Genomic DNA, 24001 nt, shown 5'->3' with positions numbered 1-24001 from the left:
TTGGTTGTTATCTAATAAAGGTCCTCGTCAACCATTTGTTCTGGGGAGTTTAAAAATAATATCCATTTCCCGTTCTTTCTAAAATACGTATTTTTTGTTAATGCAATTCCTTCGCTAATAGATGCATCATACATATTTTCTGCAACTGGCCTCATCGTCCTAAAACTCTCCATTAGTTTTATATCTGAAAAAAACAATAAATTTTTCGCTGGTATTGTAACTGCAATAATTTCGGCATTTGTAACTTCTTTTGCTGTTGTTTCCCAAAATTCATCTAACAACATTAGTGAAGGGTTGAAATTAGCGTCGATATCTACTTTATAAAATGGTTTTGCCAATGGATTTTGTTCTGAAAAATCCATAATTCCTATTTTGCAATCAGCGTTAACTTTGTTGATGAAATTTCTTTGAGCAACTTGTCTTATATCTTCAATACTTAACCCAAAATTTTCTAAGTGTGATTGAGATAACATTTCGAAATTATCTCCCATATCCAAAACATAACAAGTTACAATTCCATCACTTAAAGGGTCTACTAATAATGGATTGTTGTTTGCAGCCATTTTAATTCTGGGATCATCAATAGACTTGATAACAGGAAAAATACTTTGTCCAACATTAATATATTCTTCTCTGTCTTTTTTTATCTCAGAAATCGGCGTATTTAGCGATTGTATTTTTGATTTGTTTTCTTTTTTTCCAAATAATTTGTCTAATAATCCCATATTTATTATTTATAAGTTTTTGATTATGTAATGAATGACTGTCACCATTCAGTCACTAAAGCAGGTTTGGGATAAATTAAGTACATTCTTCGGATTTGCAAAAACATCCCAAATACAAAACCAACTTTCCATTAAGCCTATTTGTCCAAATCTATTGTAGTAGCTGTTATACGTTCGGCTTTTTATTCATTATCCATTTTGTAAATTCTTGAGTAATCGGCAAATTCTGTGTTTTTTAAATTTACCTCAATTACTTTTTTTGCAATTTCAAAATCAACCACCATACATCCAGCTTCCATTGTCCCACTTCCAATACTTCCCCCGTCTGTGTGGCCAAGTCCTGTCCATCCTAATATTCCGTCAAGTTTGTTTTCAAGTCTATGACGTTTTTCAAGGTCTTGTTCTGTTCCAAAACCGTCAATCTTATATTCTATTTCTAAAAAAGAAAGCTTGTCTTCGTCAAATTCAGCGTAGCCTTCTTTTAGTTTTTCGTTAATTTCTTTCTGAACAGTCTTTCTGAAATTTGAGAAAAGTCCGCTTTTAACTTCTTTGTCTTGTCCACGTTGTCCAACCACACCCCAATGCACAATTGCAGTTTTTTCATCTTTGTCCCAAGTTTCCCAATAGTTAAGTTGATTATCCGTTAGTTTATAAAGTTTAAGCATAGGTTTGTAAATTTCGGTTGTCTCTCACTGTTTAGTTTTTTTAAGCTGACCCATAACGTTCTGGCACTACAGCGGGTTTGGAATAAATTAAGCACATTCTTCGGATTTGCAAAAACATCCCAAATACAAAACCAACTTCCCATTAAGCCAATTGCCCAAATCCGTTGTAGTAGCTGTTGTGTATAGTGCTTTGAATAATTAATTAATAGTCAAATTGTCAATCATATGTCTTAATAACGTAACATTTTCATCGTTGATGTCTGTTTTTTTATTAAGCGAAATGATAAATATTTTGTTTTTTAAAGTTATTGTCCACCATTTCCAATAATTATCATTTTCTTTTATATCACATTCTAAAAGATTGTCATATTTTGATTTAAATGATTTAAAATCTTTATCCTCTAATTTAATTGAGAAATAATCTTTAAAATAATTTTTCATCAAAGCAATAGTTTCATCTGTCGAAAAATTTTTGTCAACTATATAATTGCTTATAGTGATATTGTTTTCTTCTTTTTCGTTACCGTCTTTGCTTTTGTTAAAAATGGAAACTATACCTTCCGTATCCTCTTCAGTGATATAATTTTCTGGGTAATAAATACTATAGGAATTATTTTTCGGACTAAATATTTTCACATTTGTTTTTGGGTGATTTTGTCCAATCAAAATATTTATTGTAAAAAGTGTAAATAGAACTAAGTATTTGTTTTTTTTCATTCCTGTTCGGTTTTTTAGCATTATACATAACTTATATATATGCCTGACTAAATCAGACTTATCTACCCTAAATTAGGCTCTATGTCTGAAAAATTTCAGTATTTAGTTATTTTCAAAAATAGGATTTTTATTTCAAAAACCATCAAAGGAACTTTTTATTTGTTGAAGGCTATTTGTAGTAACATGAATGTAAATTTTGGCGGTCTTGCTATTTTGATGAATTGCGGGAACGCGACTCTAACCAATAGTAATATTAAATTCAAATAATAAAATTAAACATCCTTTATAATTTTTAAATCTTCTAACAAGCGGTTCGAATTCTGTACCGTCAAGGTAACTTTAAAAAGCAAAAAGCCTGAGAATCTAGATTCTCAGGCTTTTTTTATGGTTCGAAAATTTTTAAGATTTTGTTCTAGTTTTAAAAATATCTATGTTTAGAGAGATTTTGGTTCGAACCTCATCATAGATTTGTTAAGTTTTACGATTCCCTTTTAGCTTCTAAAGTTAAGATTTAGTTCCCAGCCTATTATCCAAATCCGCTGTAGTAGTTGCCGGAGGTAGTTATTTTCATTCAGTCTTTATGTGACTTATCAATTTTTCAAGTTCTTTTATATCACCCTTGTGCCTGCTCAATTCAGTAGTTATTTTTAAGAACCATTTTTCAGTAGATTTTCTAATGCACCAAATTTTCACGGGCGTCCAGTCTTTTGTTTTTACTAAAACAGCAAAATAGTTTTCAAATTCCATTCGTTCAACTGTTAAGTGGTCAAGATTGTAACTTAATTCCGTTTCTTTTACCCATAGGTCTGTCCAAAATTTATCATTGTCCAATTGAGTAATAGGAAAATCAAAAGCTAAACCTGCAACGCAACTATCGCTTTTACCAATCTGAAAATTATAAATCTTGCTGTTTCCTAAAATTGTCTCTGTCAAAGTCCAAGGTGATGGAATTTTGTCCATAAAAAAACCAAAATCAGTTTTCAAACTATTTAGTTTTTGCTTCTTAACTTGGTTTGTTGGATAAGTTTTTTTTATTGGTGGATTTAGATAGTCAAATAAATCTTCCACGTTTGCTAAAACTTCACAGTCGCAACCGCCTCCGTTGTCCTCCAACCAGTCAATTACATCACTTGCATTCACAACAACATTTTTGTCTAAAAATTTCTTTGTCAATATCGTTGTATGGTCGCAACCATATTCGCCTAATTCAACATCTAAAAAGTCAAACAGCTGAGCGAATATGTTTTCGTCAATTGGTAAGCTTTTTTTAAACTCGACTAATTCTTTTTCAGCAAGTTGATTCTGTATTTCTTTACGTTTCGCTTTGTCCATTGTTGGTTCTGTATAATTACCACTTACATTTTGTTACTATTGCGGGTTTAGGATTAAATTAAGCCCTATTTTAGATTTGCCAATCATCTCAAATGCAAAATCAACTTTCCATTAAGCCTATTGCCCAAATCCGTTGTAGCAGCTATTAGCAGGTTTTATTTTGCGTCAAGTATTTCATCGAGTTTTTTTTTTCTAAATCCGCTATTTGAAATTTTTATTGAATCATTAATTTCTTCCTCAATAATTAGTCTTGAAAATTCTGGATTTTTTTTTGATATTTCTACAGTAAAATATTTACCAATTTTTGAATCGGAATCACCATTGCCATCATATAATCCATCATATTTTTTTTTATCAAAGTAATAGATATATGATGAATTGTATCTTCCACAATCTTTTAATTTTGCTACTGTGACAAATAAATTACGATCTATATCTTCATTTATTAATTGCTCTTGCTTCGACGTTTTTTCAGCTTCAAAAAAAAGAAATGTCAAAAAGGCTACAAATGCTAAAAGACTAAAATGGTTTTTATTTAATTTCATTTTTTAATTTCTTTTGCAACAAATTGTTTCGGCATTATACTTGGCCGCACCACCAAGGTCACTTTAAAAAAAGCTTGAAACCCGTTATGAAAATTATTTTTGCTATTTATTAATTTATACACGTATTTGTAGTTGGATTGTAATTAATACATTTTACAGCTAAATCGTTGCCACTTCCCTCATATGTAGAAATAACAACATCAGGTCTTTCTGTTTTAAGATATTTAATTTCGTCAAATTTTTGAATTGCTATATTTATCTTAATTAAAGCCAAATCATTATTATTTTCAAGTGAACCAACACCGTTTTTTATAATAGACAAAATATTGCTAGATATTTTTTTTGAAGAACTAATATCTAATGTTTTCAATTTATTAGAAGAACATTGAAGCTTAGACAATTCAATGTTTTTACTTAAATCTAAAGCTGTAAGCAAGTTAGCGCAGCAAAAAACGCGTGTTAAAGATACATTCTTGCTTAAATCTAGATTTGTTAATTGATTCTTATTACATTCAAGTTCATTTAAATGCAGATTTTTACTTAAATCCAAGCCAGCTAATTGATTTGAATTGCACCAAAACCTAGTTAAGGATACATTTTTAGCTGTATTTAAGTTACTAATTTTATTATTAGAACAATCTAACATAGTCAAAACAGTATTTTTACTAATATCCAAAATAGGCAATTGGTTATCGGAACAATCAAGGCCGATCAAATCAGCATTATTACCAATGTCTAATTTAGTCAACTTATTTCGCTCGCAATCCAATTCTTTGAGTTTTGTCAATCCCTTTATATCTATATCTTCTAATTGATTTTGATCACAATATAAAATCGTCAGATTTTTAAAATTTTCTATTCCTTCTAAACTAGAAATTTCAGAATTCCTCATTTCTAATTTATATACAGCCAATGCTTCAGAAACTTGTATATTCTCATCATTGTTAAGATCTATCTTTATTGGCTTCCCATCAAATCCATAAGCAATACGCAATGTATCATTAGCTTCTAATAATTTTCTTTTAAATTTAACGTCAGGAATTGTTATGGTTTGAGCATTAACTTTAATAAAAGCGATTAAAATAAATACTGAATAGTAAAATTTCGTCATTGTTTTAACTATAAAAATCAATTAAATCTTTTCCATTCTCCTTAGAGATATGTTTGAACAAATATATAAGAATGTTTGATTGAAAACTCTTTATTATTTTTGAACTTATCTCTTTCAATTTCTAAATTTTATTCTTTATACAACAAATATATATTTCAAGTTCCTTTTGCTAATTTGGTATTTTTAAAAGATCTTTATTTGGTTGATTCAGCACAAGGATTATTATCGTAATGTGGCTAATAAATTTTATGTTTATGAAATTTAATATATTATTAAAAATTCTATTTTTTACTTTATTTATTAATTACAGCCTCTCTGCACAAGAATGCAGAGGTGCTAGTACTCGATATAAATATAAATTCAAATTATTGAAAGAAAAGAAAATAAGTGTTGATACTTCAAAAATCAAAATTAACGGCATTTATCTAAGAGAACGTGAAGAAAGAGATATTGATGGCAAACCTATCAAAGTATATTATTTTCGTCGCTTTTTTAGTAATGGCAAAATGTATTCTAGTTCTGGTTATTGTTCTTTCCCAACAGAAAAAGATTTTAATAATTTGAAATATGGTTTTTATAGTGAGTATTGTATTGAAGATGACAAAATTATCATAGAAGGATATGCACCTTGGCGCGGTTATGTCTTAAGCTATTATAAAATTGTAGGGGATAAAATAGTTTCTGTTGGACGCAGTGATAGAAAATTCACTAAAGATGTTGTTATAAACTATGATGCAGCACCTTATATTTCAGAATATAAATTTTATAAATGTGATGTGAGTTCGGCTTCATTTTGGTAGTTTTAAAAGTCTTTATATTTTTTATAGAATAATAAAATTGCATAAAATCAGAAACATTTGCCTTTCGATAAGAGCTCGTGAGGAGTTAGGCACATAAAATATTCTTACACTATATAATTCCACTAGAAATTATTTGCTTAACATTTTACCCTGAAGACATATCTAAAGCACAAAAAAACAACTCTTATTTTACTGTAAAATAGGCTTTTATAAATTATTACAAAAAAGCACATAAAAAAGGCTTCAAAACCTAAATAAAGTACTTATATTTGCACCCTCATTAAAGAAAACAATGACTCGATAGCTCAGTCGGTAGAGCACATCACTTTTAATGATGGGGTCCTGGGTTCGAGCCCCAGTCGGGTCACAAAAGCAAAAAAGCCTATTTCATTTCGAAATAGGCTTTTTTTTATGTCTTTTTTGATTAAAAACAGAATTTCCCAAAACTACATTTTAAAATTCCTCGTTTAGATATTTTTTAATTTCATTTTTATCCTCGAGATCAATTGATATTGTCAAATCCCAATCATTGAGAACCAAACTAAATTCAGTTCCAACTTTAAATAAAATTTCCTGAAGCTTCAATTTATCTTCTTCTAATTGATGAAATCTGAATCCGTTGATAAAAAAATCTTTGATAAAATTATCTTTCTGAACAATAAAAATTTGAGCTTCTTTAAAATCATATACAATTGTATTCTCTGATTTTACTGTCGTTGAACCGTAAAAATAATACACATTTTCAATTTTCCTCATTCCAAGCTTAGTGAGCAATGAATCAATCATTTTAACTTCAATTTCCTTTTCAAGTAGCAGCATTTGATTTTCATCTCCTCTGATATAAAGATCTGTAAATCCACTTCCGTCAGAGTGATTTTGAGCAAATTCATTTACTTTATCATTTTCACTTTTTAGAAAATCTATATTTTCTCTAGGAACAAATTCCACTTGTCTAAATAAATCTTCGTGAAAATAAGCGCTGCCAGCAGAAGGGCTTTTAATTTCAACATTGTCTGCTTCTAAACTTTTAAAAAAGGAAACTATTTTTCTAAACATCTTATTTCAATTTATTTTTCAACCAATATACAATCTCTTACTTCTGCGAAATAGCTCTTTTTATATTTATAACGCTGAAACAGGAATTTCCAATTCTTTCAATTCCGCAATTCTATTTCGGCAATATTCCACAATTTCAAAAGCATACAAAATACTTCCAAGATTTATCTTCGTATTAGACAGTACTTTTTTATGATTACGAGTAATATAAACTCCCGTTTTTAATTTAAAAATTATATTACCGTCATTCTTCTTTCCAAAAACTTCAATATCATCTGTAAACTCTTTCCAAGGAAATGACTTTACTTCTCCCCAACTATAACGTATCAGATTATTTTCAGTTCCAATATAATAGCCGCCCGATTTAAACAATCCAAAAAAGCCAAGCAAACCAACGATAACTCCCGGAGATAAAAAGACACAATACATAATCAGCAAACCTCTCAATGGCGATAAATCATCGGGACAAACTTCTGTATAGACACCATCGATCGAAATTGAGGTGCATTCTCCATAAAACAATTCCCAGACAAAACCATAAAAGATTAGACTGTTTACTAAGATCCAAACAAAACTAAAACCGAAAACCGAAAGAATATTTCTTAATGGCTGTTCTTTTTTAGCTTTTACAAAAAATTCTATTTTTTCATTTCCAAGCGCTTCTTGCATTACATTTGGAATAGCAATATTTTCAATCATATTTTCAATTTACTAGCTCTTATGATCAAAACTCAAAACCTCTTTCAAAATCCACTCTTTATTAATTAAAAGATAAACATGAGTGAATTTCGCTTCGCTGGTAAAAACATCCGGTTTATTTGCTTCTCTTAAATAAAAATCATGAATTCCGGTCTGAACAACTCCATAAAGCTTTCCATTATCATAAAGAGGATAAACTTCCAAGCTTTCAGCTTTTACTTTTCGAATTGGTTTTTGAGAACCTTTGGCACAAATATTCTTTTTTACGTTTTCTAAAAAAGTCTTTTTATTCTGAATTCCGCCTTGATCGTGATAAAAAACCAAATCAGGATGAATCGCTTTTTCTAAAAAAGCAATATCACACTGATTAAAACTCTTTTCAAAAAAAATACTGTCATGTTTCTTTAACGTCAAAAACAACTCAGAATCTTTTGGCACTTGCGCAAAAAGCACAACTGAAATATTTAATAAAAATAATACAAGTGATTTTTTCATATCTAAATTTATTAATTCGTATTCTTTTTCAAATCTTCTATTTTTTATTAAAAGTAAAACAAAGCCGTTAAAAACAATTTTCCTGAAGCAATATTTTTTATTTCTTCCATAAATCCCAATGAATTCGCAACATCAAGCTTATTTAACCACACATTTTCAATCAGTTACAAAATAAATTATGTTAAAAAATTTGCGTAGCCAAATGGCTTCATTTATATTTGTAGCCAAATAACTTCACAATGAATTTAAGAAGAGATGTATTTCAGGCAATAGCCGATCCTACAAGAAGAGCTATTTTACTTTTAGTGACTTCGCATTCGATGACTGCGGGAGCAATCGCGTCAAACTTTGATACTGCACGACCGACCGTTTCAAAGCACCTAAAAATTCTGACGGAATGCGAATTGCTGCAACAAACACAAAATGGCCGAGAAGTCTATTACACCATAAATGCAAAAAAAATGAGACAAATAGCTGATTTCATAGAACCGTTCCGCCAAATGTGGGACGAAAGATTCAACAAACTCGAAGACATCATGAAAAACTATAAACCAGAAAACTAACTGTTATGGAATTAAAAACAAAAATAGACGCACAGGAAAGCAAACAGGATTTAGTAATTACACGAGAATTTGATCTGCCTGTTGCATTGCTTTTTAAAGCGTATGAAGAGCCTGAAATTGTAGCACAATGGATGGGCACAAAAGTTTTAAAACTGGAAAGCAAAAAACATGGTTCTTATCAATTTGAAACTAGCGATGCAAACGGAAACGTAGTTTTTAAAGCAAATGGCGTAATTCATGACTTTGTCCCAAATCAAAAAATCACCAGAACATTTGAAATGGAAAATTCTCCTTTTACTGCACAATTAGAGTTTTTAGAATTTGAACAGCTAAATGACAACCGCAGCAAACTTACGATGCAGATCGTCTATAAATCTAACGAACTGAGAGATCAAATGCTGCAATTGCCATTTAAACAAGGCTTAAATATGGCGCACAACCGTTTACAAGAAATTTGCAACAACCTAAAATAACTTATCATGACAAAAAGAAACAAAATTATTTATTGGATTGCTACACTTTGGCTGGCATTAGGCATGACAGCAACGGGTATTGTACAATTAATGCAGTCAAAAGACGAAACCCTCAGAATGTCGCATTTGGGTTATCCAATTTATTTGCTAACTTTATTAGCCATTTGGAAATTACTTGGCGTTATTGCAGTGCTTATTCCTAAATTTCCTTTATTAAAAGAATGGGCGTATGCCGGTTTTTTCTTTGCAATGTCAGGCGCTTTATTTTCACATTTTGCATCAGGCGATAGTGCTAAAGATTTTTTCGGTCCTGCTCTTTTGATTGTCTTAACGGTAATTTCTTGGTATTTTAGACCAGCTGAACGAAAACTCATTAACGCTTAAATTAATAAAAATGAATCCGAAAGTTGACTTTTTCTTTGATAAGGCTGTAAAATGGCAAGAAGAATTAGAGCTGATGCGAACCATCGCTCTGGAATGCCAGCTTACTGAAGAATTAAAATGGGGAAATTCATGTTATATGTACCAAGACAGCAATGTTGTTTTAATTCACGCTTTTAAAGAGTATTGCGCTTTTCTATTTTTTAAAGGCGCTTTGATGAAAGATACGGACGGAATTTTGATTCAGCAATCCGAAAATGTTCAGGCCGCCCGTCATATTCGATTCACAAATCTTAAAGAAATTGTCGATTTGAAACCTGTTTTAAAAACGTATATCTATCAGGCAATTGAAATTGAAAAAGCGGGATTAAAAGTCAATCTGAAAAAGACTTCTGATTTTCCAGTTTCTGAAGAATTTCAAAAGAAATTAAATGAAGATTCCGAATTAAAAAAAGCTTTTGAAGCCTTAACTCCAGGAAGACAAAGAGCTTATTTATTGCACTTTTCTCAGCCAAAACAAGCCAAAACGCGAGAAGCAAGAGTTGAAAAACACACGCAGAATATTCTTGACGGAAAAGGTTTAAATGATTAATTTGCCATTTTAATACAAATCAAAATGACAGCTAAAGATATTTTAATACAGCTCAAATCTCTTGGAGATGAAAAAGTATTTGCCCAAAATAAAAAACGTGGTGTTTCTGAGAATCAGTTTGGCGTTAAAATGGGCGACATTCGGACATTGGCAAAAAAAATAAAAATCAATCACGAATTAGCACTTGAACTTTGGGATACTGAAAATGCCGACGCTCGATTTTTAGCAATATTGATTATAGATCCAAAGAAACTTTCGAATGAACAAATTGCCAAAATGGTTTCCTCGGAAAAATTCGTCCATATTGCCGATTGGTTTTATTCCTATATAATAAAAGAGTATCCCGACCGAGAAACTTTGCGACAAGCCTGGATGCATTCAACCGATGTGATGCACGGCCGCGCCGCATGGAGCCTGACCAGCGGATGTGTTGCCCGAAATCCTGAAATTCTTGATTTACCAGCTTTACTTGATAGAATTGAAAACGAAATGCCAACCGCAGCGCCAGAAGTCCAATGGACAATGAACAGCACTTTGGCACAAATTGGAATTAAATTTCCTGAATATCGAGAACGCGCCTTAGCTATTGGAGAGAAATTGGGCATTTACAGAGATTACCCAACTTCAAAAGGCTGTACTTCTCCTTTTGCACCAATTTGGATAAATGAAATGGTACGCCGACAAGAGTAATGATCAAAAAACAACAAAATGAAAAATAAAATTTCGCAGGAAGAACAAGAACAGCTGATCAGCATTTTGAAAGTCCGTTTTGAGAAAAACACAAATCGTCATCAAAATATAGATTGGTCAAAAGTCGAAGCTAAACTCAATGCAAATCCGGAGAAACTTTGGTCTTTGCTTCAAATGGAAAAAACAGAAGGCGAACCAGATGTTGTAAACTACAATAAAGATACTGACGAATATACATTCTTCGATTGCGCAGCCGAAAGCCCAAAAGCCCGCAGAAGCCTTTGTTACGACAGAAAAGCATTGGATTCAAGAAAAGAACACAAACCTAAAAACAGTGCCGTTGATATGGCAGCCGAAATGGGAATTGAGCTTTTAACTGAAGAACAATATCGACAATTACAAGAATTTGGAAATTTTGATACTAAAACCTCAAGCTGGATCGCAACGCCAGATGATGTTCGAAAACTTGGCGGCGCGGTATTTTGTGATTTCCGTTACGGCAGGGTTTTCCTTTATCACAATGGCGCCGAATCCTATTATGCAGCAAGAGGATTTCGAGGATTTTTGAAAATTTAATTATAAAAACCCGTTGGTTATAATTCGTTTTTTTATTCAACACATAGAAACATAGATTTTATTTGTAGAAAAGAGCTTAAAAAGAAACCAGTTTCTAACACATAGCCAACTATGTTTGTTAAAACAAGTGAAACGCCTTTTTTGCGCCTTTTAAATCTATGTCTCTATGTGTTTGAATTCATTACCCCCAACAAGTTTATATTTATTTCACACAAGAACTTCTCTTCCAAAATAAATCTTTCTTAAATTCGTCTGGAAATAATTAACCGCTAATCCCAAATTAGTTTTATGAAAAACCTACTATTAGTATCATTTATTATGATTACTTGCTCTTCCTGGGCACAATCTGCAACTGCTTATTTTGACAAAGCCATGAAAAAAGCAGAAGCAGGCAATACAAAAGGCGCTATAAGCGATTACACAAAAGCAATCAGCATGAATTCAAAATTTGTTGAAGCGTACCAAAATCGCGGTGTCGCAAAACTTAAACTTAATGATTTAAATGGCGCTCTCGCAGATTTTAGCAAAACGATTGAACTAGACAGCATGAATGCCGATGCTTTTACTGGAAGAGCCAATGTAAATTACAAATTGATGAACTACAAAGAAGCCATTGATGACTGCACTTCGTCACTTGGGCTTAATCCTAAAGATTATATCGCCTACAATTTAAGAGGTTTGGCTTATAATAAAATTGGCGACAAGAAAAATTCCTGCAAAGATTTCTCAAAAGCTGTAGAACTCGGAAGTCAGAGCGCAATAAAAAACAAAGCAACTTTTTGCAGATAAAAGAAAAACAACAAAAGCCATTTGTAAAGACCAAAATACAAATGGCTTTTATTTTACAAACACTTTAATATTCCACAAAAGATATTTATAAATTTGCTCTTCAATTAAATTTCTATGGCGCTTCTTAAAAAAATCAACAACAATGCTCAAACAGATAAAAATTCCGGGTTTGGAACCAATGCAGAAAGTTACGGCGGAAGATTTGTCAATAAAAATGGAACGGCAAATGTTGAAAAAAGAGGCATGCATTTATTTCGTCGCATCAGTTGGTATCATACCATGATTAATATGCCAAATTGGAAATTCATGCTCATTTTATTTAGTTTTTACATTGTCATCAATTTTATTTTTGCCGTCATTTATTATGCCATAGGAATTGAACATCTTGACGGAATCGAACAGTCTCAAAGCATTTTGAAGCAATTTGGCCAGGCTTATTTTTTTAGCGCACAAACATTTACCACCGTTGGTTATGGGCATATTAGTCCGACTGGATTTTTAACGAGCGCCTTGTCTGCTGCCGAAGCACTAATTGGATTATTAAGCTTTGCAATTGCAACAGGATTGTTTTTTGGAAGATTCAGCAAGCCTACTGCATATTTAAAATTTTCCCACAATGCTTTAATTTCGCCTTATGGAGAAGATAAAGGTTTAATGATTCGGCTTGTACCTTTTAAAAACACCAATTTTACTGATGCTACAGCAAAAATAACTTTAGGATTAAGTATTGAGGAAAATGGCGTACAAGTGAATAAATTCTACAGTCTCGATTTGGAATTAGACAAAATCAATGCTCTTACATTAAGTTGGACATTGGTGCATCCAATTACAAAAAACAGTCCTTTATATAATTTTACCGAAGAAGATTTCAAAAAAATACATGGCGAAATTTTAGTCTTTATTACCACTTTTGATGACATGTTTAGCAACACGGTTGCTGCTCGAACTTCGTATACTTTTGACGAAATTATATATGGCGCAAAATTTGTAACTATGTACAACAGAAGCCAAAACGCGTCCAAAACAATTCTTCATCTGGACAAATTAAATCAGTATGAGACTACAAACTTTCAATAATCTAGCATTTTGATAAAGTTTTAGAGGTTATTTCAGATTTTATTTTATTTTTGTTTACTCAACGATCAATAATGGTAAACAATATAAAAACGGTTTTCAGCATAAAAGACCTCGAAAACTTATCTGGCATAAAAGCGCATACAATTCGTATTTGGGAAAAAAGATACAATATTCTTGAACCAATGCGAACGGATACCAATATCAGACTATATAATTTACAAAACTTACAGAAACTTTTAAATATAACTTTGCTTCATCAGTACGGTTATAAAATTTCTAAAATTGCTACTTATCCTGAGGACAGAATCCCGCAGTTAGTACGCGAAATTATTTCTAAGAAAAATTCGCAAAACTATGCTATCACTTCGTTTAAAATGGCAATGATGAATTTCGACCAAGAATTATTCTTCAATACTTTTGACTGGCTTATTTCAGAAAAAAGCTTTAAAGAAGTTTTTAAAGACCATTTTCTTCCGTTGTTGAAAGAGTTAGGCCTGTTATGGCAATCTGAAACCATAACACCCGCAAATGAACACTTTATGAGTCATTTGATCAAACAGAAAATTTTAATTTATACCGAAAGTCTTCAAATATTAAAACCTACAAAAACAGACCGAATCTTTGTGCTGTCATTGCCTTTAAATGAAGTGCATCAAATTGGTCTTTTATATCTGCAATACGAAATTTTGACAAAAGGATACAAAACCATTTATTTAGGAGAAAGTATGCCTATTGAAAACTTGCAGGATCTTACTCGACATTTTGAAAACATAACATTCGTTTCGTTCATGACCGTTCAGCCTGATAGAACTGTTATTAATCAATATGTAAAATCGATGGGACAGAAATTGTTGCTGAAAAATAACGAAATCTGGCTTATGGGTAATATGGTAGAACATATTGACCAGTCAAATCTGCATGAGCGCATTCGTGTTTTTGATTCGATGGAAGAAACTATCGAAGAAATTTAATTATTTTGTTTAAAGTTTTTGTATATTTGTTAAACAAATGACAAAAACAATTATCATACTAGGATCTGGCTTTTCTTCTTTAGCCGCATCGTGTTACTTGGCAAAACAAGGACACAAGGTTACTATTTATGAAAAAAATCCAACGATTGGTGGCCGAGCACGACAATTTAAGAAAGATGGTTTCACCTTTGATATGGGACCAAGCTGGTACTGGATGCCAGATGTTTTTGATCGCTTTTTTCAGGATTTTAATAAACAAACTTCTGATTATTATGAACTCATAAAACTTAATCCTGCCTACAGAGTTTATTTTGGAACAAATGATTTTATCAGTATTTGCGATAATTTAGAAGAAATAAAAGCTGCTTTTGAAACCATCGAAAACGGAAGTGCTAATAAACTTCAGAACTTCATCGACCAAGCAAAAAGCAATTATGATATTGCGATTAAAGATCTTGTATATCGTCCCGGAGTTTCTCCTTTAGAATTAATTACACCAAAAACAGCTTTAAAACTCGATCAGTTTTTGAGTAATGTGAGTCAGGATATCCGAAAGAAATTCAAAAACGAAAGATTAATTCAAATCTTAGAATTTCCCGTTTTATTTCTTGGAGCAAAACCCAGCAAAACGCCTTCCTTTTACAATTTTATGAATTATGCCGATTTTGGTCTAGGAACCTGGCATCCAAAAACAGGAATGTTTGATGTTATTCGCGGTATTGAAAAATTAGCTTTAGAACTTGGCGTTACGATTAAAACCAATTCGCCAATTGAAAAAATAATCGTTGAAAACAAAACCGCAACTGGAGTTGAAATCAACGCAGAAATCATAAAAGCAGACCTGATTTTAAGTGGTGCCGATTATCAGCATACTGAAACTTTGCTCGAAAAAGAACATCGTGTTTATTCCAATAAATATTGGGAAAACCGAATTTTTGCTCCTTCTTCTCTCCTATTTTTCATTGGCTTCAATAAAAAAATAGAAAACATTTCGCATCATGCATTATTTTTTGATGTTGATTTTGACAAGCATGCAAAAGCCATTTATGATGATCCACAATGGCCGGAATCTCCATTGTTTTATGCCAATTTTCCATCCAAAACAGATCTTACGGCAGCGCCCGAAGGAATGGAATCAGGGTTTTTCTTAATTCCGCTTGCACCGGGAATTGAAGATAATGAAGAACTACGAGAAGCCTATTTCGAAAAGATAATCGATCGTTTTGAAGAGCTTACACAACAGAAAATTAAAAATAACATTATATTTAAGAAGTCATTCTGCAAAAATGATTTCGTAACAGATTACAATGCGTATAAAGGCAACGCTTACGGAATGGCGAATACTTTATCGCAGACTGCTTTCTTAAGGCCAAAACTAAAAAGCAAAAAAGTACGTAATTTATATTTCACAGGACAATTAACTGTTCCTGGTCCAGGGGTTCCGCCTGCTTTAATTTCGGGAAAATTGGTTGCTGAGTTAATTCAAAAATCTTTTAGATCTTAAAAAATGAAATCACTATTCGACGCCGTTTCTTTCAAATGCAGTAAACTGATTACGCAAAATTACAGTTCCTCATTTTCATTGGCAGTAAAAATGCTGTCGCCAAGCATTCGTGATGCCATTTACAGCATTTACGGATTCGTGCGTTTTGCTGATGAAATCGTAGATTCATTTCACGATTATGAAAAAGAATATCTGATCGAGGATTTCGAAAAAGAATATTACAAAGCAATGCAATTAGGCATCAGTCTGAATCCTATTTTAAACGCTTTCCAGCATACAGTCAAAGAATATAATATTACTGATGATTTAGTTCAGGCGTTTTTACGAAGCATGAAACTTGACCTTATAAAATCAACTTATAACACTCAAACCGAGTACGCAGATTACATTTATGGCTCCGCCGATGTTGTCGGATTAATGTGTTTGAAAGTTTTTGTTTCCGGAAAAGAGCACAAATACGAGCAGTTAAAACACGAAGCCATGCGTTTAGGATCAGCTTTTCAAAAGGTAAATTTCCTAAGAGATTTAAAAGATGATAATCTGATTTTAAACCGAACTTATTTTCCGGGAATCAATCTCAACAATTTCAATGAAGATGCAAAAGCGCAGATCATCAAAGAAATCGAAGAAGATTTCCGAATTGCGTATCAAGGAATTGTAAAATTGCCAATTGAAGCTAAATTTGGCGTTTACACCGCTTATGTTTATTATAAAAAGTTACTCAAAAAGCTAAAAAACACACCATATCACGAAATAGGAAATTCCAGAATACGGGTTTCTAATTATACAAAAGCTGGGCTTTTGGCGCAGTCATTTGTGACGTATAAATTGAAGTTAGTATAGAGATTTAGCCAACAGTTTGTCATTTCGACGAAGGAGAAATCTTCGCGAGAAACTCGACAAAGATTGTCACAGATTGCGGAGCTACTTGCGGTCCTTCGACTTCGCTCAGGATGACAAGTAAAAAAAATAATCATTAGAGTTAATATTTTACAATCTAAAGCTAAACTCAAACAAAATAAAGTCATAATTTTAATAACAACATTTACAAAATGATTTCTTTTTTAATCTTTTTAGGCGTTTTTCTGTTCATGGAATGTGTTACCTGGCTTACGCATAAGTACGTAATGCACGGTTTTATGTGGTATTTTCACGAAGATCATCATCAGCCAAAATACGAGCATACCTTTGAGCGCAACGACATTTTCTTTGTCATTTTTGCTACTCCAAGTATCCTTTTATTTTATTTTGGTGCTCAGGCCGGTTTCAATTATTTGTTTTTCATTGCCTGTGGGATTACGCTTTACGGCGCCTGCTATTTTTTAATTCACGATGTGTTGATTCATCAGCGTTTTAAATGGTTTAAAAACACTAAAAACAAATACCTCATCGGACTTAGAAAAGCACATAAAATACACCATAAACACCTCAACAAAGAAAAAGGAGAATGTTTCGGAATGTTGTTTGTACCATTTAAATATTATAAAATGTAACTTTATAAGAAACATTTGAAACAATTGATTTAATACGAAATGAAATTATACAAAATAGAAACCGTACAATATGTAAATTCAAGTGTCGAAGAATGTTGGGATTTTTTCTCAAGTCCAAAAAATCTTAAAACCATAACGCTTGACAATATGAGTTTTGAAATTCAGGATTTTGATAATAAAAGAATGTATCACGGACAGCTCATTACTTACACCTTAAAACCGCTTTTGGGAATCAAAATTTCATGGGTAACCGAAATTACAGCTTGTCAAGAAAACGAATATTTCATCGACATTCAGCGCTTTGGTCCATACAAATTATGGCATCACAAACATTTTTTTGAACGCACAAAAGACGGCCGAACAAAAATGACAGACATCGTTCATTACGCCCTTCCACTCGGAATTCTAGGCCGAATTATGAACACCATAATTGTAAAAAATAAACTAAATACCATTTTCGATTTCCGACGCAACAAAATAGAAGAATTATTCAATTCACAAAAAGAGCCACAAGTCGTACAAATTAATGGCAAACAAAAAAGCTTTTAATTTTCTTTAAACACATAGAAACATAGATTTTATAACTTGAAAAAGGCGTTTCACTTGCACAAACAAACATAGTCTGTACAATCTTGTCATTCCGAGTAACGAGGAATGACAAACTTTGGGAGCTATGTGTTAAGAAACTAGTTTCTTTTTTAAGATCTCTAAATCAAAAAGAAAAAAATCTATGTTTCTATGTGTTTAAAAAAAATACACAATACAAATATTCGTCAAGACATAACCAATACAATGACAAAACAAAAAGTTTCTTTCTTCTGGTTCAGACGCGATCTGCGTTTAGAAGATAATACGGGATTATTTCACGCCTTGCAATCAGATTTCCCTGTAATTCCTTTATTTATTTTTGACGAAGATATTTTGGACAATCTTCCAAAAAATGATGCCAGAGTAACTTTTATTTATGATTTACTTCAAAAAATAAATTCCCAATTAAACGAATTTGATTCTTCAATTCTAATCAAAAAAGGAAAAACAACAGAAGTCTGGAAATCGCTTATTTCAGAATTTGACATACAAAACGTTTTCTTCAATAAAGATTACGAACCGTTTGCAATCAAACGTGACACAACAATTTGTTCTCTTTTAAAGGAAAGTAAAATCGAGTGTTTCTCTTTTAAAGATCATGTAATCTTCGAAGAAAAAGAAATCACAAAAGCCGATGGACTTCCATACACGGTTTACACACCATATAAAAACAAATGGCTTGAGAAATATCATTTTTCAGGAGCTGCACCAGAATATGATTCGGCATCGTTTCAATCCAATTTTTTCAAAAATCAATTTTCATTTCCAGAATTATCAGAAATTGGTTTTGAAAAAAGTGCTATAAAAGTACAACCTCACGATTTATCTCAAATTTCAAATTATAAAGAAACACGTGATTTTCCTGCCTTAGACAGCACATCTTATCTTTCGCCGCATTTACGTTTTGGAACCGTCAGTATTCGGAAGTTGGTAAATTGGGCGAATAGAAAAAATCAGACTTTTTTAAGTGAATTGATTTGGAGAGAATTCTTTATTCAGATTCTATTCAGCTTTCCAAATTGTGTCAATCATAATTTCAAATCGGCTTACGACGGAATTCAATGGCGAAATAACGAAGAAGATTTTAAACGTTGGTGTTCAGGCACCACAGGTTATCCAATGGTCGATGCCGGAATGCGTCAGCTCAACGAAACAGGTTATATGCACAATCGTGTCCGCATGGTTGTGGCCAGTTTTTTATGCAAACATTTATTGATTAATTGGCAATGGGGTGAAGCTTATTTTGCCGAAAAATTATTAGATTTTGAATTGGCTTCAAACGTAGGAAACTGGCAATGGGCTGCAGGAACAGGCTGCGACGCCGCGCCTTATTTCAGAGTTTTTAATCCCGAAATTCAGCAAAAGAAATTTGACGAAAAAGGAGAATACATTCGCAAATGGATTCCTGAGTTTGATTTTGGTTACAATGAACCAATGGTTGATCACGCGTTTGCAAGAGATCGTGCGATTGCGACTTATAAGGCGGGGATAATTAAATAAATTCCAAATTTTAAAATTCCAAATTCCAATTACACACAATCTTGTCATCCTGAACGAAGGATCACAAACTAAACGAAAAAACCTTTGTCAAAGTTTTAAACTTTGACAAAGGTCTATCTTGTTAGATTGGAATTTGGAATTTTTATATTGGAATTTCCTCCACTAGTATTTCAAATAATTCTCAACAACAATTTTCGCCTTCAAATCGAACATTAAGTTATACAAACCAAAGAAAGTACGATTCATGTAAATAAAGTGCTTAGAACCACGATTTCCGTTCATTTTTTTCAAGTTTGTATCTTCTGAAAAGCGTTTGCCTAATTGCGCAATGGCATTGAAGAAAGTTTCATCGGCAAAATCGAAAGTTTCGTTTTGGAAAGGTCTTGTAAAAAGCGAAAGCAAATCATGAAACATTTCGGTGAAATATTCGATTTCTGCTGGTGTATCATCTGGACGAAGAATTTCTAATTCGAATAATTTTTCGTTGAAACGCTTTTCATCTGTAATCACATTTTTATTGATTAATTCAAAATACGGTGTGTAAAATTCTTCCGGAATTTGTTTCATACAGCCAAAATCCAACGCAATTAAGTGGTTTTGATCATCAACCAAAAAATTTCCTGGATGAGGATCAGCGTGAACTTTTCGTAAAACATGGATTTGGTACATATAAAAATCCCAAAGCGCCTGCCCTAATTTATCTCCTGCTTCCTGATCCGTATTTTTGGCCGTAAACTCAGAAAGATGAATTCCAGTCATCCAATCCATTGTAATAATTTTCTCTGATGAAAATTCAGGATAATAATTCGGGAAAGAAATATTCTCGATTTTACTGCAGGCATCAACAACTTCTTGACTTTGTTTCAATTCTAGCAAGTAGTTCGTTTCCTCAATAAGTTTGTCTTCGACCTCTTTAAAATATTTATCAGAATCTTTTCCTTGCAAATTAAACATCCTGATTGCGATTGGTTTTACCAAAGCTAAATCGGAAGAAATACTGTTTGCAACACCCGGATACTGAATTTTGACTGCTAGTTTTTTTCCATTTTTCGTAGCCAAATGCACTTGACCAATACTGGCCGCGTTTATTGAATTTGGGTTGAATTCATCATAAATTTCATAAGGCGTTTTGCCAAAATTATTTTTGAATGTTTTTAATACTAACGGTGCAGAAAGCGGCGGAACAGAAAATTGTGAAAGCGAAAATTTTTCTACATAAGCCTGAGGCAGAAAATTCTTGTCCATACTCAGCATTTGAGCCACTTTAAGGGCGCTTCCTTTTAAGCTCTTTAGTCCGTCGTAAATATCTTCGGCGTTATTTTCATTTAGTTTATCTCTTGATAAATCAGGATTAACTATTTTTTCAGCATAATGTTTCACATAATTTACTCCAATTTTGGCGCCGGTCTGAACCAGTTTTCCCGCTCTTTCTATTTTTGAAGTTGGGATATAATCGATTGTTTTCATTATTTGCTGTATATTTTTTCTTTAAATAGAAATTTGCCAAGATCTATCAAATGGTTCATTGGCGCAACATTCATTAATTCGAATGAAGCATTAACTGATTTTTCGATAAAAATATCGGTTTTCTCAAATCCGGCAGATTCATCGTCCATCCAAAATTTAATTGTAAACATTAATTGCACCCAAGCCGATTCCTGAATTGTTTTTTCCTGAAATTTTTGAAGTTTTTCTTGTTCCAGTCTATAATCATCCGTCAGAATTTCTGAAACATATTCTTTAAAACTGTTTCGGAGTGAAGTAAGCTGCACTAAATTTTTAAGCGGATTCCTATCTACTTTTAACGACTGTAGAACATAACTTCTGTTGGCAGTCAAAATTTCGAAGAAAGTAAAATAAAAACTCAGCATTTTATTTTTCATATCATATTGCTGATATTCTTCATTTTTGTGAAGCAAGTTAACGGTGTTTTCAAAAAAGAGTCTAAATATTTCTTTTTCCAAACCTTCTAATGTTCCAAAAAAAGCATAAAACTCAGCTTCGCTAAAATCATTTTCTTTGGCAAAATGATAAACTGATTTTGGTTTTTCGCCTTTTTCTAAAACTTCATTCATGTATATTGAAACGATATCATCTTTGGTAATTACCTTTTTTTTAGTCGCCATTTTATTAAAAATTAGAATTTGCCTTAAAGGTAAGCATTGTTTAAGTACCTTTACTATTCCTTAAACAATATGCACTGTTAAATATATTATAAACTATTATGGCTCAAAATGTTTTACTGACCGGAGGCACTGGATTTGTTGGTAAACATCTGACCGATGTTCTTATCGACAATGGCTTTTCAGTGTCAATTTTAAGTCGGTTTGAGCATAAAAATACGCCGTCAATTACGTATTATAAATGGGATTTAAAAAAGGATTTCATTGAAAAAGAAGCCATCCTGAATGCTGATTATATTATACATCTTGCCGGCGAAGGCATTGTTGAAAAACGATGGACCAGAAGACGAAAAAGAGTTATTTTAGAAAGCCGAACAAAACCTATCGAACTTATCTTTTCGATTTTAAAAGAAAACAATAAAACGCTAAATGCATTTATTTCGGCGTCAGGAATTGGGATTTATGGAGCGGTTACAAGCCATAAAATTTGCAATGAAGAAACACCATCAGCAAAAGACTTTTTAGGCACAACTTGCCAAATATGGGAAGATACAGCCGATAAAATAAGTACGCTCGGCATTAGAACGGTAAAAATCAGAACCGGAATTGTTTTTGGCAAAGATGAAGGTTTTTTGAAAAAAGTGGTTCCGAGTTTTAAATCTGGTTTTGGTGCTGTTTTAGGCACTGGAAAACAATATTTAGCCTGGATTCATATTGACGATTTAGCACAGATTTATCTAAAAGCAATTACAGACGAACATATGCATGGCGCCTACAATGCCTGCGTCACAGACAATACTACCAATTCAGGATTTTCAAGAACATTAGCTACGATTTTAGGCTATTCGATCTGGTTTCCTAAAATTCCTGCTTTTTTACTAAAAATTACTTTGGGAGAGATGAGCGAAGCAGTTTTAAAAGGACAGCGTGTTTCGTCTCAAAAAATCCAAAAAGAAGGATTTGAGTTTCAGTTTACAGATTTAGAACGGACGCTTTTGAGCTGTCTGCAATAATTTACGACTCCGATTCTACAAATTCTTAAGGCTGTTATGCTGCTACCCATTTTTTTAATTAACCTTAAGAATTTGTAAAAATCTTTGTCAATTTTTATCGCATGATCCCTGTTAAATCAGTCTGGACAGTTTTTGAAATTTTGTTGGCTACAACGTAAGGGATTTCGATATTAAAATCTTCTACTGAAATAGGAAATGTCGATACAATCTGAATTCCGTCAGGAACTCTTTTCATCAGCGCTTTTACAGCAATAATTTTAGATTTTCCATGCAGATATAATTTGCCTTTAATATCATATTCTCTTTCCGTTTCATCGATATTTTTTAAATCAAATTTTTCGATTTTGCCTTTAAAAACAGCTTTTGGATAACGATGGCTTTCGATATAATTATCGTTAAAATGTTCCTGCATTAAATCCATTTTAAAACGAAAATCTTTGATAATAACAGTACAGATAAGCGTACTTGTTTCAGGTTCAAGAACAAGAGTTCCGAGCTTATTTACCGCTTTCACTTCTTCAAAAAAAGGAACAGAAGCTTCAAAATTTACAACCGCCGAATTGGTTTTAAATTTATCTTGAGCAAGCAAAGAAAATGCGGTAAAAAGTAAAATTAATAAAGTAGTTCTTTTCATAATCGTCATCATTAAACAATTATGTCATTCGATTTTTTTATTTTAAGAAGAGAAAATCAGAACTTAAGATAATGGCTTAAAAAAATTGAATGGCAGTACTCCGTGAAATATTCCGTAACCTAATAATGTATACTTAAAGTTACGAAATTTCTTGGTACAAAGTTTTCTGCTAATCCTAAATATTTGTGAATATTTTTTACGTGAAATGAGTATTGTAAATTGTGAAATATAAAGTCCCTAAGGGACAAAATAGATTGGGTTTCTATTATATTTTTCTACCAATATTTAATCTCTACGAGATATTCCGTTAGGAATTAATATTGCTAGAAAAAAATAAATTAACGCAGCGATCTGTCCCGCAGCTACCAATATTTAATCTCTACGAGATATTCCGATAGGAATTAAATATTGGTAGAAAAAAAACATTAACGCCACAATTTGTCCCGAAGGGACTTCACCATAATTTTATTACTCAACAGGCGTACAAATCTCAATCAAAAATCCTTCGGGATCACGAACATACGCTACAACTTGTCCCCAAGGTTTTTTCGTTGGTTCTGTTACTAAAACAGCTCCAAAAGAAGTTGCTTTTTGCAGCAATTCCCCAACATCTTCAGTTATAAAACCGATTTCAATTGCAAAAGGCTTGTTTTCTAAATTACTTTCAAGAAAACCATCTTTCAAATTCTGGTTTGCTAATTTTTTTGACGCAAATGAAAGCGTGGTTTCTCCTGTGATTAATTCGCCATAATCATTGTCTGGGCTAATAAATCTCCTTGAAAACCCAAAAGCATTTTCATAAAATTCAATTGCTTTTTCTACTTCTTCAACATATAATATTGTATATCCAAACTTTACCATCGTGTTATAATTTAATGTTATAACCTAA

General features: G+C 32.3%; 29 protein-coding genes and 1 tRNA gene. 17 read left to right on the top strand and 13 right to left on the bottom strand.

The features are described from left to right. Window positions 1-11: 11 nt before the first annotated feature. From GKZ88_RS17310 to GKZ88_RS17285, 6 genes are all read right to left on the bottom strand, one after another. Window positions 12-725 carry a DUF1444 family protein gene (locus tag GKZ88_RS17310; protein WP_155103595.1) on the bottom strand — a complete coding sequence of 238 codons (714 nt, stop codon included), beginning with the start codon at window positions 723-725 and terminating at the stop codon, window positions 12-14. Between the two features lie 182 nt (window positions 726-907). After that, entirely contained in the window at window positions 908-1390 is a 483-nt protein-coding gene (locus GKZ88_RS17305) for a WGR domain-containing protein (protein WP_155103594.1), read from the bottom strand. A gap of 198 nt (window positions 1391-1588) precedes the next feature. Beyond that, the gene (locus tag GKZ88_RS17300) at window positions 1589-2107 is read right to left on the bottom strand and encodes a hypothetical protein (RefSeq protein WP_155103593.1); all 519 of its coding nucleotides are present in this window, start codon (window positions 2105-2107) and stop codon (window positions 1589-1591) included. 567 nt (window positions 2108-2674) lie between these two features. After that, window positions 2675-3439, bottom strand: a complete 765-nt coding sequence (locus GKZ88_RS17295; RefSeq protein ID WP_155103592.1) for a DUF2695 domain-containing protein — start codon at window positions 3437-3439, stop codon at window positions 2675-2677. Between the two features lie 155 nt (window positions 3440-3594). Beyond that, complete coding sequence (locus GKZ88_RS17290; protein ID WP_155103591.1) at window positions 3595-3984, bottom strand: hypothetical protein; 390 nt, start codon at window positions 3982-3984, stop codon at window positions 3595-3597. A 109-nt stretch (window positions 3985-4093) separates the two neighbouring features. Next, the gene (locus GKZ88_RS17285) at window positions 4094-5095 is read right to left on the bottom strand and encodes a leucine-rich repeat domain-containing protein (RefSeq protein WP_155103590.1); all 1002 of its coding nucleotides are present in this window, start codon (window positions 5093-5095) and stop codon (window positions 4094-4096) included. Window positions 5096-5349: 254 nt separating this feature from the next. On the opposite strand from GKZ88_RS17285, the gene GKZ88_RS17280 reads away from it, so the two are divergent. Then, window positions 5350-5895: a hypothetical protein gene (locus tag GKZ88_RS17280; protein WP_155103589.1), complete on the top strand. Its 546-nt coding sequence runs from the start codon at window positions 5350-5352 to the stop codon at window positions 5893-5895. A gap of 294 nt (window positions 5896-6189) precedes the next feature. Next, window positions 6190-6262: transfer RNA gene (locus GKZ88_RS17275), tRNA-Lys, on the top strand. A gap of 86 nt (window positions 6263-6348) precedes the next feature. On the opposite strand, the gene GKZ88_RS17270 is transcribed toward GKZ88_RS17275, so the two are convergent. From GKZ88_RS17270 to GKZ88_RS17260, 3 genes are all read right to left on the bottom strand, one after another. Beyond that, window positions 6349-6951 (bottom strand): hypothetical protein, encoded by a 603-nt coding sequence (locus GKZ88_RS17270; RefSeq protein WP_155103588.1) that lies wholly within the window; start codon window positions 6949-6951, stop codon window positions 6349-6351. 66 nt (window positions 6952-7017) lie between these two features. Beyond that, entirely contained in the window at window positions 7018-7650 is a 633-nt protein-coding gene (locus GKZ88_RS17265; RefSeq protein ID WP_155103587.1) for a hypothetical protein, read from the bottom strand. A gap of 12 nt (window positions 7651-7662) precedes the next feature. Continuing rightward, window positions 7663-8145, bottom strand: coding sequence for a nuclear transport factor 2 family protein (locus tag GKZ88_RS17260; RefSeq protein ID WP_155103586.1), 483 nt, complete (start codon window positions 8143-8145; stop codon window positions 7663-7665). A 239-nt stretch (window positions 8146-8384) separates the two neighbouring features. Here GKZ88_RS17260 and GKZ88_RS17255 point away from each other — a divergent pair, with 239 nt between their 5' ends. From GKZ88_RS17255 to GKZ88_RS17190, 14 genes are all read left to right on the top strand, one after another. Then, window positions 8385-8708 (top strand): metalloregulator ArsR/SmtB family transcription factor, encoded by a 324-nt coding sequence (locus GKZ88_RS17255; RefSeq protein WP_155103585.1) that lies wholly within the window; start codon window positions 8385-8387, stop codon window positions 8706-8708. Between the two features lie 5 nt (window positions 8709-8713). Then, window positions 8714-9181 (top strand): SRPBCC domain-containing protein, encoded by a 468-nt coding sequence (locus tag GKZ88_RS17250; protein ID WP_155103584.1) that lies wholly within the window; start codon window positions 8714-8716, stop codon window positions 9179-9181. Window positions 9182-9187: 6 nt separating this feature from the next. After that, window positions 9188-9565, top strand: coding sequence for a DoxX family protein (locus GKZ88_RS17245; RefSeq protein ID WP_155103583.1), 378 nt, complete (start codon window positions 9188-9190; stop codon window positions 9563-9565). Between the two features lie 10 nt (window positions 9566-9575). Continuing rightward, window positions 9576-10154 carry a DUF1801 domain-containing protein gene (locus GKZ88_RS17240; protein WP_155103582.1) on the top strand — a complete coding sequence of 193 codons (579 nt, stop codon included), beginning with the start codon at window positions 9576-9578 and terminating at the stop codon, window positions 10152-10154. 24 nt (window positions 10155-10178) lie between these two features. After that, window positions 10179-10844, top strand: a complete 666-nt coding sequence (locus GKZ88_RS17235) for a DNA alkylation repair protein (protein ID WP_155103581.1) — start codon at window positions 10179-10181, stop codon at window positions 10842-10844. Window positions 10845-10862: 18 nt separating this feature from the next. Then, entirely contained in the window at window positions 10863-11420 is a 558-nt protein-coding gene (locus GKZ88_RS17230; protein ID WP_155103580.1) for a DUF4256 domain-containing protein, read from the top strand. A gap of 288 nt (window positions 11421-11708) precedes the next feature. Next, entirely contained in the window at window positions 11709-12209 is a 501-nt protein-coding gene (locus GKZ88_RS17225) for a tetratricopeptide repeat protein (RefSeq protein WP_230392542.1), read from the top strand. A gap of 114 nt (window positions 12210-12323) precedes the next feature. Next, window positions 12324-13286, top strand: a complete 963-nt coding sequence (locus GKZ88_RS17220; RefSeq protein ID WP_155103579.1) for an ion channel — start codon at window positions 12324-12326, stop codon at window positions 13284-13286. Window positions 13287-13357: 71 nt separating this feature from the next. Beyond that, window positions 13358-14257 carry a MerR family transcriptional regulator gene (locus GKZ88_RS17215; RefSeq protein WP_155103578.1) on the top strand — a complete coding sequence of 300 codons (900 nt, stop codon included), beginning with the start codon at window positions 13358-13360 and terminating at the stop codon, window positions 14255-14257. Window positions 14258-14294: 37 nt separating this feature from the next. After that, window positions 14295-15761, top strand: a complete 1467-nt coding sequence (gene crtI / locus GKZ88_RS17210) for a phytoene desaturase family protein (protein ID WP_155103577.1) — start codon at window positions 14295-14297, stop codon at window positions 15759-15761. A gap of 3 nt (window positions 15762-15764) precedes the next feature. After that, the gene (locus GKZ88_RS17205; RefSeq protein ID WP_155103576.1) at window positions 15765-16604 is read left to right on the top strand and encodes a phytoene/squalene synthase family protein; all 840 of its coding nucleotides are present in this window, start codon (window positions 15765-15767) and stop codon (window positions 16602-16604) included. A gap of 209 nt (window positions 16605-16813) precedes the next feature. Then, on the top strand, window positions 16814-17254 hold the full coding sequence (locus GKZ88_RS17200; RefSeq protein WP_155103575.1) for a sterol desaturase family protein: 441 nt from the start codon (window positions 16814-16816) through the stop codon (window positions 17252-17254). 39 nt (window positions 17255-17293) lie between these two features. Further along, complete coding sequence (locus GKZ88_RS17195; protein WP_155103574.1) at window positions 17294-17803, top strand: SRPBCC family protein; 510 nt, start codon at window positions 17294-17296, stop codon at window positions 17801-17803. Window positions 17804-18046: 243 nt separating this feature from the next. Then, on the top strand, window positions 18047-19342 hold the full coding sequence (locus GKZ88_RS17190) for a deoxyribodipyrimidine photo-lyase (protein ID WP_155103573.1): 1296 nt from the start codon (window positions 18047-18049) through the stop codon (window positions 19340-19342). 162 nt (window positions 19343-19504) lie between these two features. Here GKZ88_RS17190 and GKZ88_RS17185 read toward each other — a convergent pair whose 3' ends face one another. Both GKZ88_RS17185 and GKZ88_RS17180 read right to left on the bottom strand, forming a co-directional pair. Further along, entirely contained in the window at window positions 19505-20809 is a 1305-nt protein-coding gene (locus GKZ88_RS17185) for an AarF/UbiB family protein (protein WP_155103572.1), read from the bottom strand. Then, on the bottom strand, window positions 20809-21468 hold the full coding sequence (locus GKZ88_RS17180; RefSeq protein ID WP_155103571.1) for a TetR family transcriptional regulator C-terminal domain-containing protein: 660 nt from the start codon (window positions 21466-21468) through the stop codon (window positions 20809-20811). Before GKZ88_RS17180 ends, GKZ88_RS17185 begins: the two co-directional genes overlap by 1 nt. A gap of 98 nt (window positions 21469-21566) precedes the next feature. Here GKZ88_RS17180 and GKZ88_RS17175 point away from each other — a divergent pair, with 98 nt between their 5' ends. Further along, window positions 21567-22478: a TIGR01777 family oxidoreductase gene (locus GKZ88_RS17175; RefSeq protein WP_155103570.1), complete on the top strand. Its 912-nt coding sequence runs from the start codon at window positions 21567-21569 to the stop codon at window positions 22476-22478. A 94-nt stretch (window positions 22479-22572) separates the two neighbouring features. Here GKZ88_RS17175 and GKZ88_RS17170 read toward each other — a convergent pair whose 3' ends face one another. Continuing rightward, on the bottom strand, window positions 22573-23112 hold the full coding sequence (locus GKZ88_RS17170) for a YceI family protein (RefSeq protein ID WP_155103569.1): 540 nt from the start codon (window positions 23110-23112) through the stop codon (window positions 22573-22575). 468 nt (window positions 23113-23580) lie between these two features. Then, window positions 23581-23973, bottom strand: a complete 393-nt coding sequence (locus GKZ88_RS17165) for a VOC family protein (protein WP_155103568.1) — start codon at window positions 23971-23973, stop codon at window positions 23581-23583. Between the last annotated feature and the right edge of the window lie 28 nt (window positions 23974-24001).

The sequence above is a fragment of the Flavobacterium sp. LC2016-01 genome (genome assembly GCF_009711135.1).
GTDB lineage: Bacteria > Bacteroidota > Bacteroidia > Flavobacteriales > Flavobacteriaceae > Flavobacterium.
This window is presented reverse-complemented; position numbering and strand designations above follow the sequence as displayed.

What these genes read in the sequence shown, in the direction of transcription:
- GKZ88_RS17235 (WP_155103581.1), top strand. Translation starts at nt 10,179, where the DNA reads ATGACAGCTAAAGATATTTTAATACAGCTCAAATCTCTTGGAGATGAA.
- GKZ88_RS17245 (WP_155103583.1), top strand. Translation starts at nt 9,188, where the DNA reads ATGACAAAAAGAAACAAAATTATTTATTGGATTGCTACACTTTGGCTG.
- GKZ88_RS17185 (WP_155103572.1), bottom strand. Translation starts at nt 20,809, where the DNA reads ATGAAAACAATCGATTATATCCCAACTTCAAAAATAGAAAGAGCGGGA.
- GKZ88_RS17180 (WP_155103571.1), bottom strand. Translation starts at nt 21,468, where the DNA reads ATGGCGACTAAAAAAAAGGTAATTACCAAAGATGATATCGTTTCAATA.
- GKZ88_RS17305 (WP_155103594.1), bottom strand. Translation starts at nt 1,390, where the DNA reads ATGCTTAAACTTTATAAACTAACGGATAATCAACTTAACTATTGGGAA.
- GKZ88_RS17175 (WP_155103570.1), top strand. Translation starts at nt 21,567, where the DNA reads ATGGCTCAAAATGTTTTACTGACCGGAGGCACTGGATTTGTTGGTAAA.
- GKZ88_RS17240 (WP_155103582.1), top strand. Translation starts at nt 9,576, where the DNA reads ATGAATCCGAAAGTTGACTTTTTCTTTGATAAGGCTGTAAAATGGCAA.
- GKZ88_RS17165 (WP_155103568.1), bottom strand. Translation starts at nt 23,973, where the DNA reads ATGGTAAAGTTTGGATATACAATATTATATGTTGAAGAAGTAGAAAAA.
- GKZ88_RS17195 (WP_155103574.1), top strand. Translation starts at nt 17,294, where the DNA reads ATGAAATTATACAAAATAGAAACCGTACAATATGTAAATTCAAGTGTC.
- GKZ88_RS17225 (WP_230392542.1), top strand. Translation starts at nt 11,709, where the DNA reads ATGAAAAACCTACTATTAGTATCATTTATTATGATTACTTGCTCTTCC.
- GKZ88_RS17280 (WP_155103589.1), top strand. Translation starts at nt 5,350, where the DNA reads ATGAAATTTAATATATTATTAAAAATTCTATTTTTTACTTTATTTATT.
- GKZ88_RS17300 (WP_155103593.1), bottom strand. Translation starts at nt 2,107, where the DNA reads ATGAAAAAAAACAAATACTTAGTTCTATTTACACTTTTTACAATAAAT.
- GKZ88_RS17295 (WP_155103592.1), bottom strand. Translation starts at nt 3,439, where the DNA reads ATGGACAAAGCGAAACGTAAAGAAATACAGAATCAACTTGCTGAAAAA.
- crtI (WP_155103577.1), top strand. Translation starts at nt 14,295, where the DNA reads ATGACAAAAACAATTATCATACTAGGATCTGGCTTTTCTTCTTTAGCC.
- GKZ88_RS17215 (WP_155103578.1), top strand. Translation starts at nt 13,358, where the DNA reads ATGGTAAACAATATAAAAACGGTTTTCAGCATAAAAGACCTCGAAAAC.
- GKZ88_RS17230 (WP_155103580.1), top strand. Translation starts at nt 10,863, where the DNA reads ATGAAAAATAAAATTTCGCAGGAAGAACAAGAACAGCTGATCAGCATT.
- GKZ88_RS17170 (WP_155103569.1), bottom strand. Translation starts at nt 23,112, where the DNA reads ATGAAAAGAACTACTTTATTAATTTTACTTTTTACCGCATTTTCTTTG.
- GKZ88_RS17220 (WP_155103579.1), top strand. Translation starts at nt 12,324, where the DNA reads ATGGCGCTTCTTAAAAAAATCAACAACAATGCTCAAACAGATAAAAAT.
- GKZ88_RS17200 (WP_155103575.1), top strand. Translation starts at nt 16,814, where the DNA reads ATGATTTCTTTTTTAATCTTTTTAGGCGTTTTTCTGTTCATGGAATGT.
- GKZ88_RS17190 (WP_155103573.1), top strand. Translation starts at nt 18,047, where the DNA reads ATGACAAAACAAAAAGTTTCTTTCTTCTGGTTCAGACGCGATCTGCGT.
- GKZ88_RS17260 (WP_155103586.1), bottom strand. Translation starts at nt 8,145, where the DNA reads ATGAAAAAATCACTTGTATTATTTTTATTAAATATTTCAGTTGTGCTT.
- GKZ88_RS17205 (WP_155103576.1), top strand. Translation starts at nt 15,765, where the DNA reads ATGAAATCACTATTCGACGCCGTTTCTTTCAAATGCAGTAAACTGATT.
- GKZ88_RS17255 (WP_155103585.1), top strand. Translation starts at nt 8,385, where the DNA reads ATGAATTTAAGAAGAGATGTATTTCAGGCAATAGCCGATCCTACAAGA.
- GKZ88_RS17265 (WP_155103587.1), bottom strand. Translation starts at nt 7,650, where the DNA reads ATGATTGAAAATATTGCTATTCCAAATGTAATGCAAGAAGCGCTTGGA.
- GKZ88_RS17250 (WP_155103584.1), top strand. Translation starts at nt 8,714, where the DNA reads ATGGAATTAAAAACAAAAATAGACGCACAGGAAAGCAAACAGGATTTA.
- GKZ88_RS17270 (WP_155103588.1), bottom strand. Translation starts at nt 6,951, where the DNA reads ATGTTTAGAAAAATAGTTTCCTTTTTTAAAAGTTTAGAAGCAGACAAT.
- GKZ88_RS17285 (WP_155103590.1), bottom strand. Translation starts at nt 5,095, where the DNA reads ATGACGAAATTTTACTATTCAGTATTTATTTTAATCGCTTTTATTAAA.
- GKZ88_RS17310 (WP_155103595.1), bottom strand. Translation starts at nt 725, where the DNA reads ATGGGATTATTAGACAAATTATTTGGAAAAAAAGAAAACAAATCAAAA.
- GKZ88_RS17290 (WP_155103591.1), bottom strand. Translation starts at nt 3,984, where the DNA reads ATGAAATTAAATAAAAACCATTTTAGTCTTTTAGCATTTGTAGCCTTT.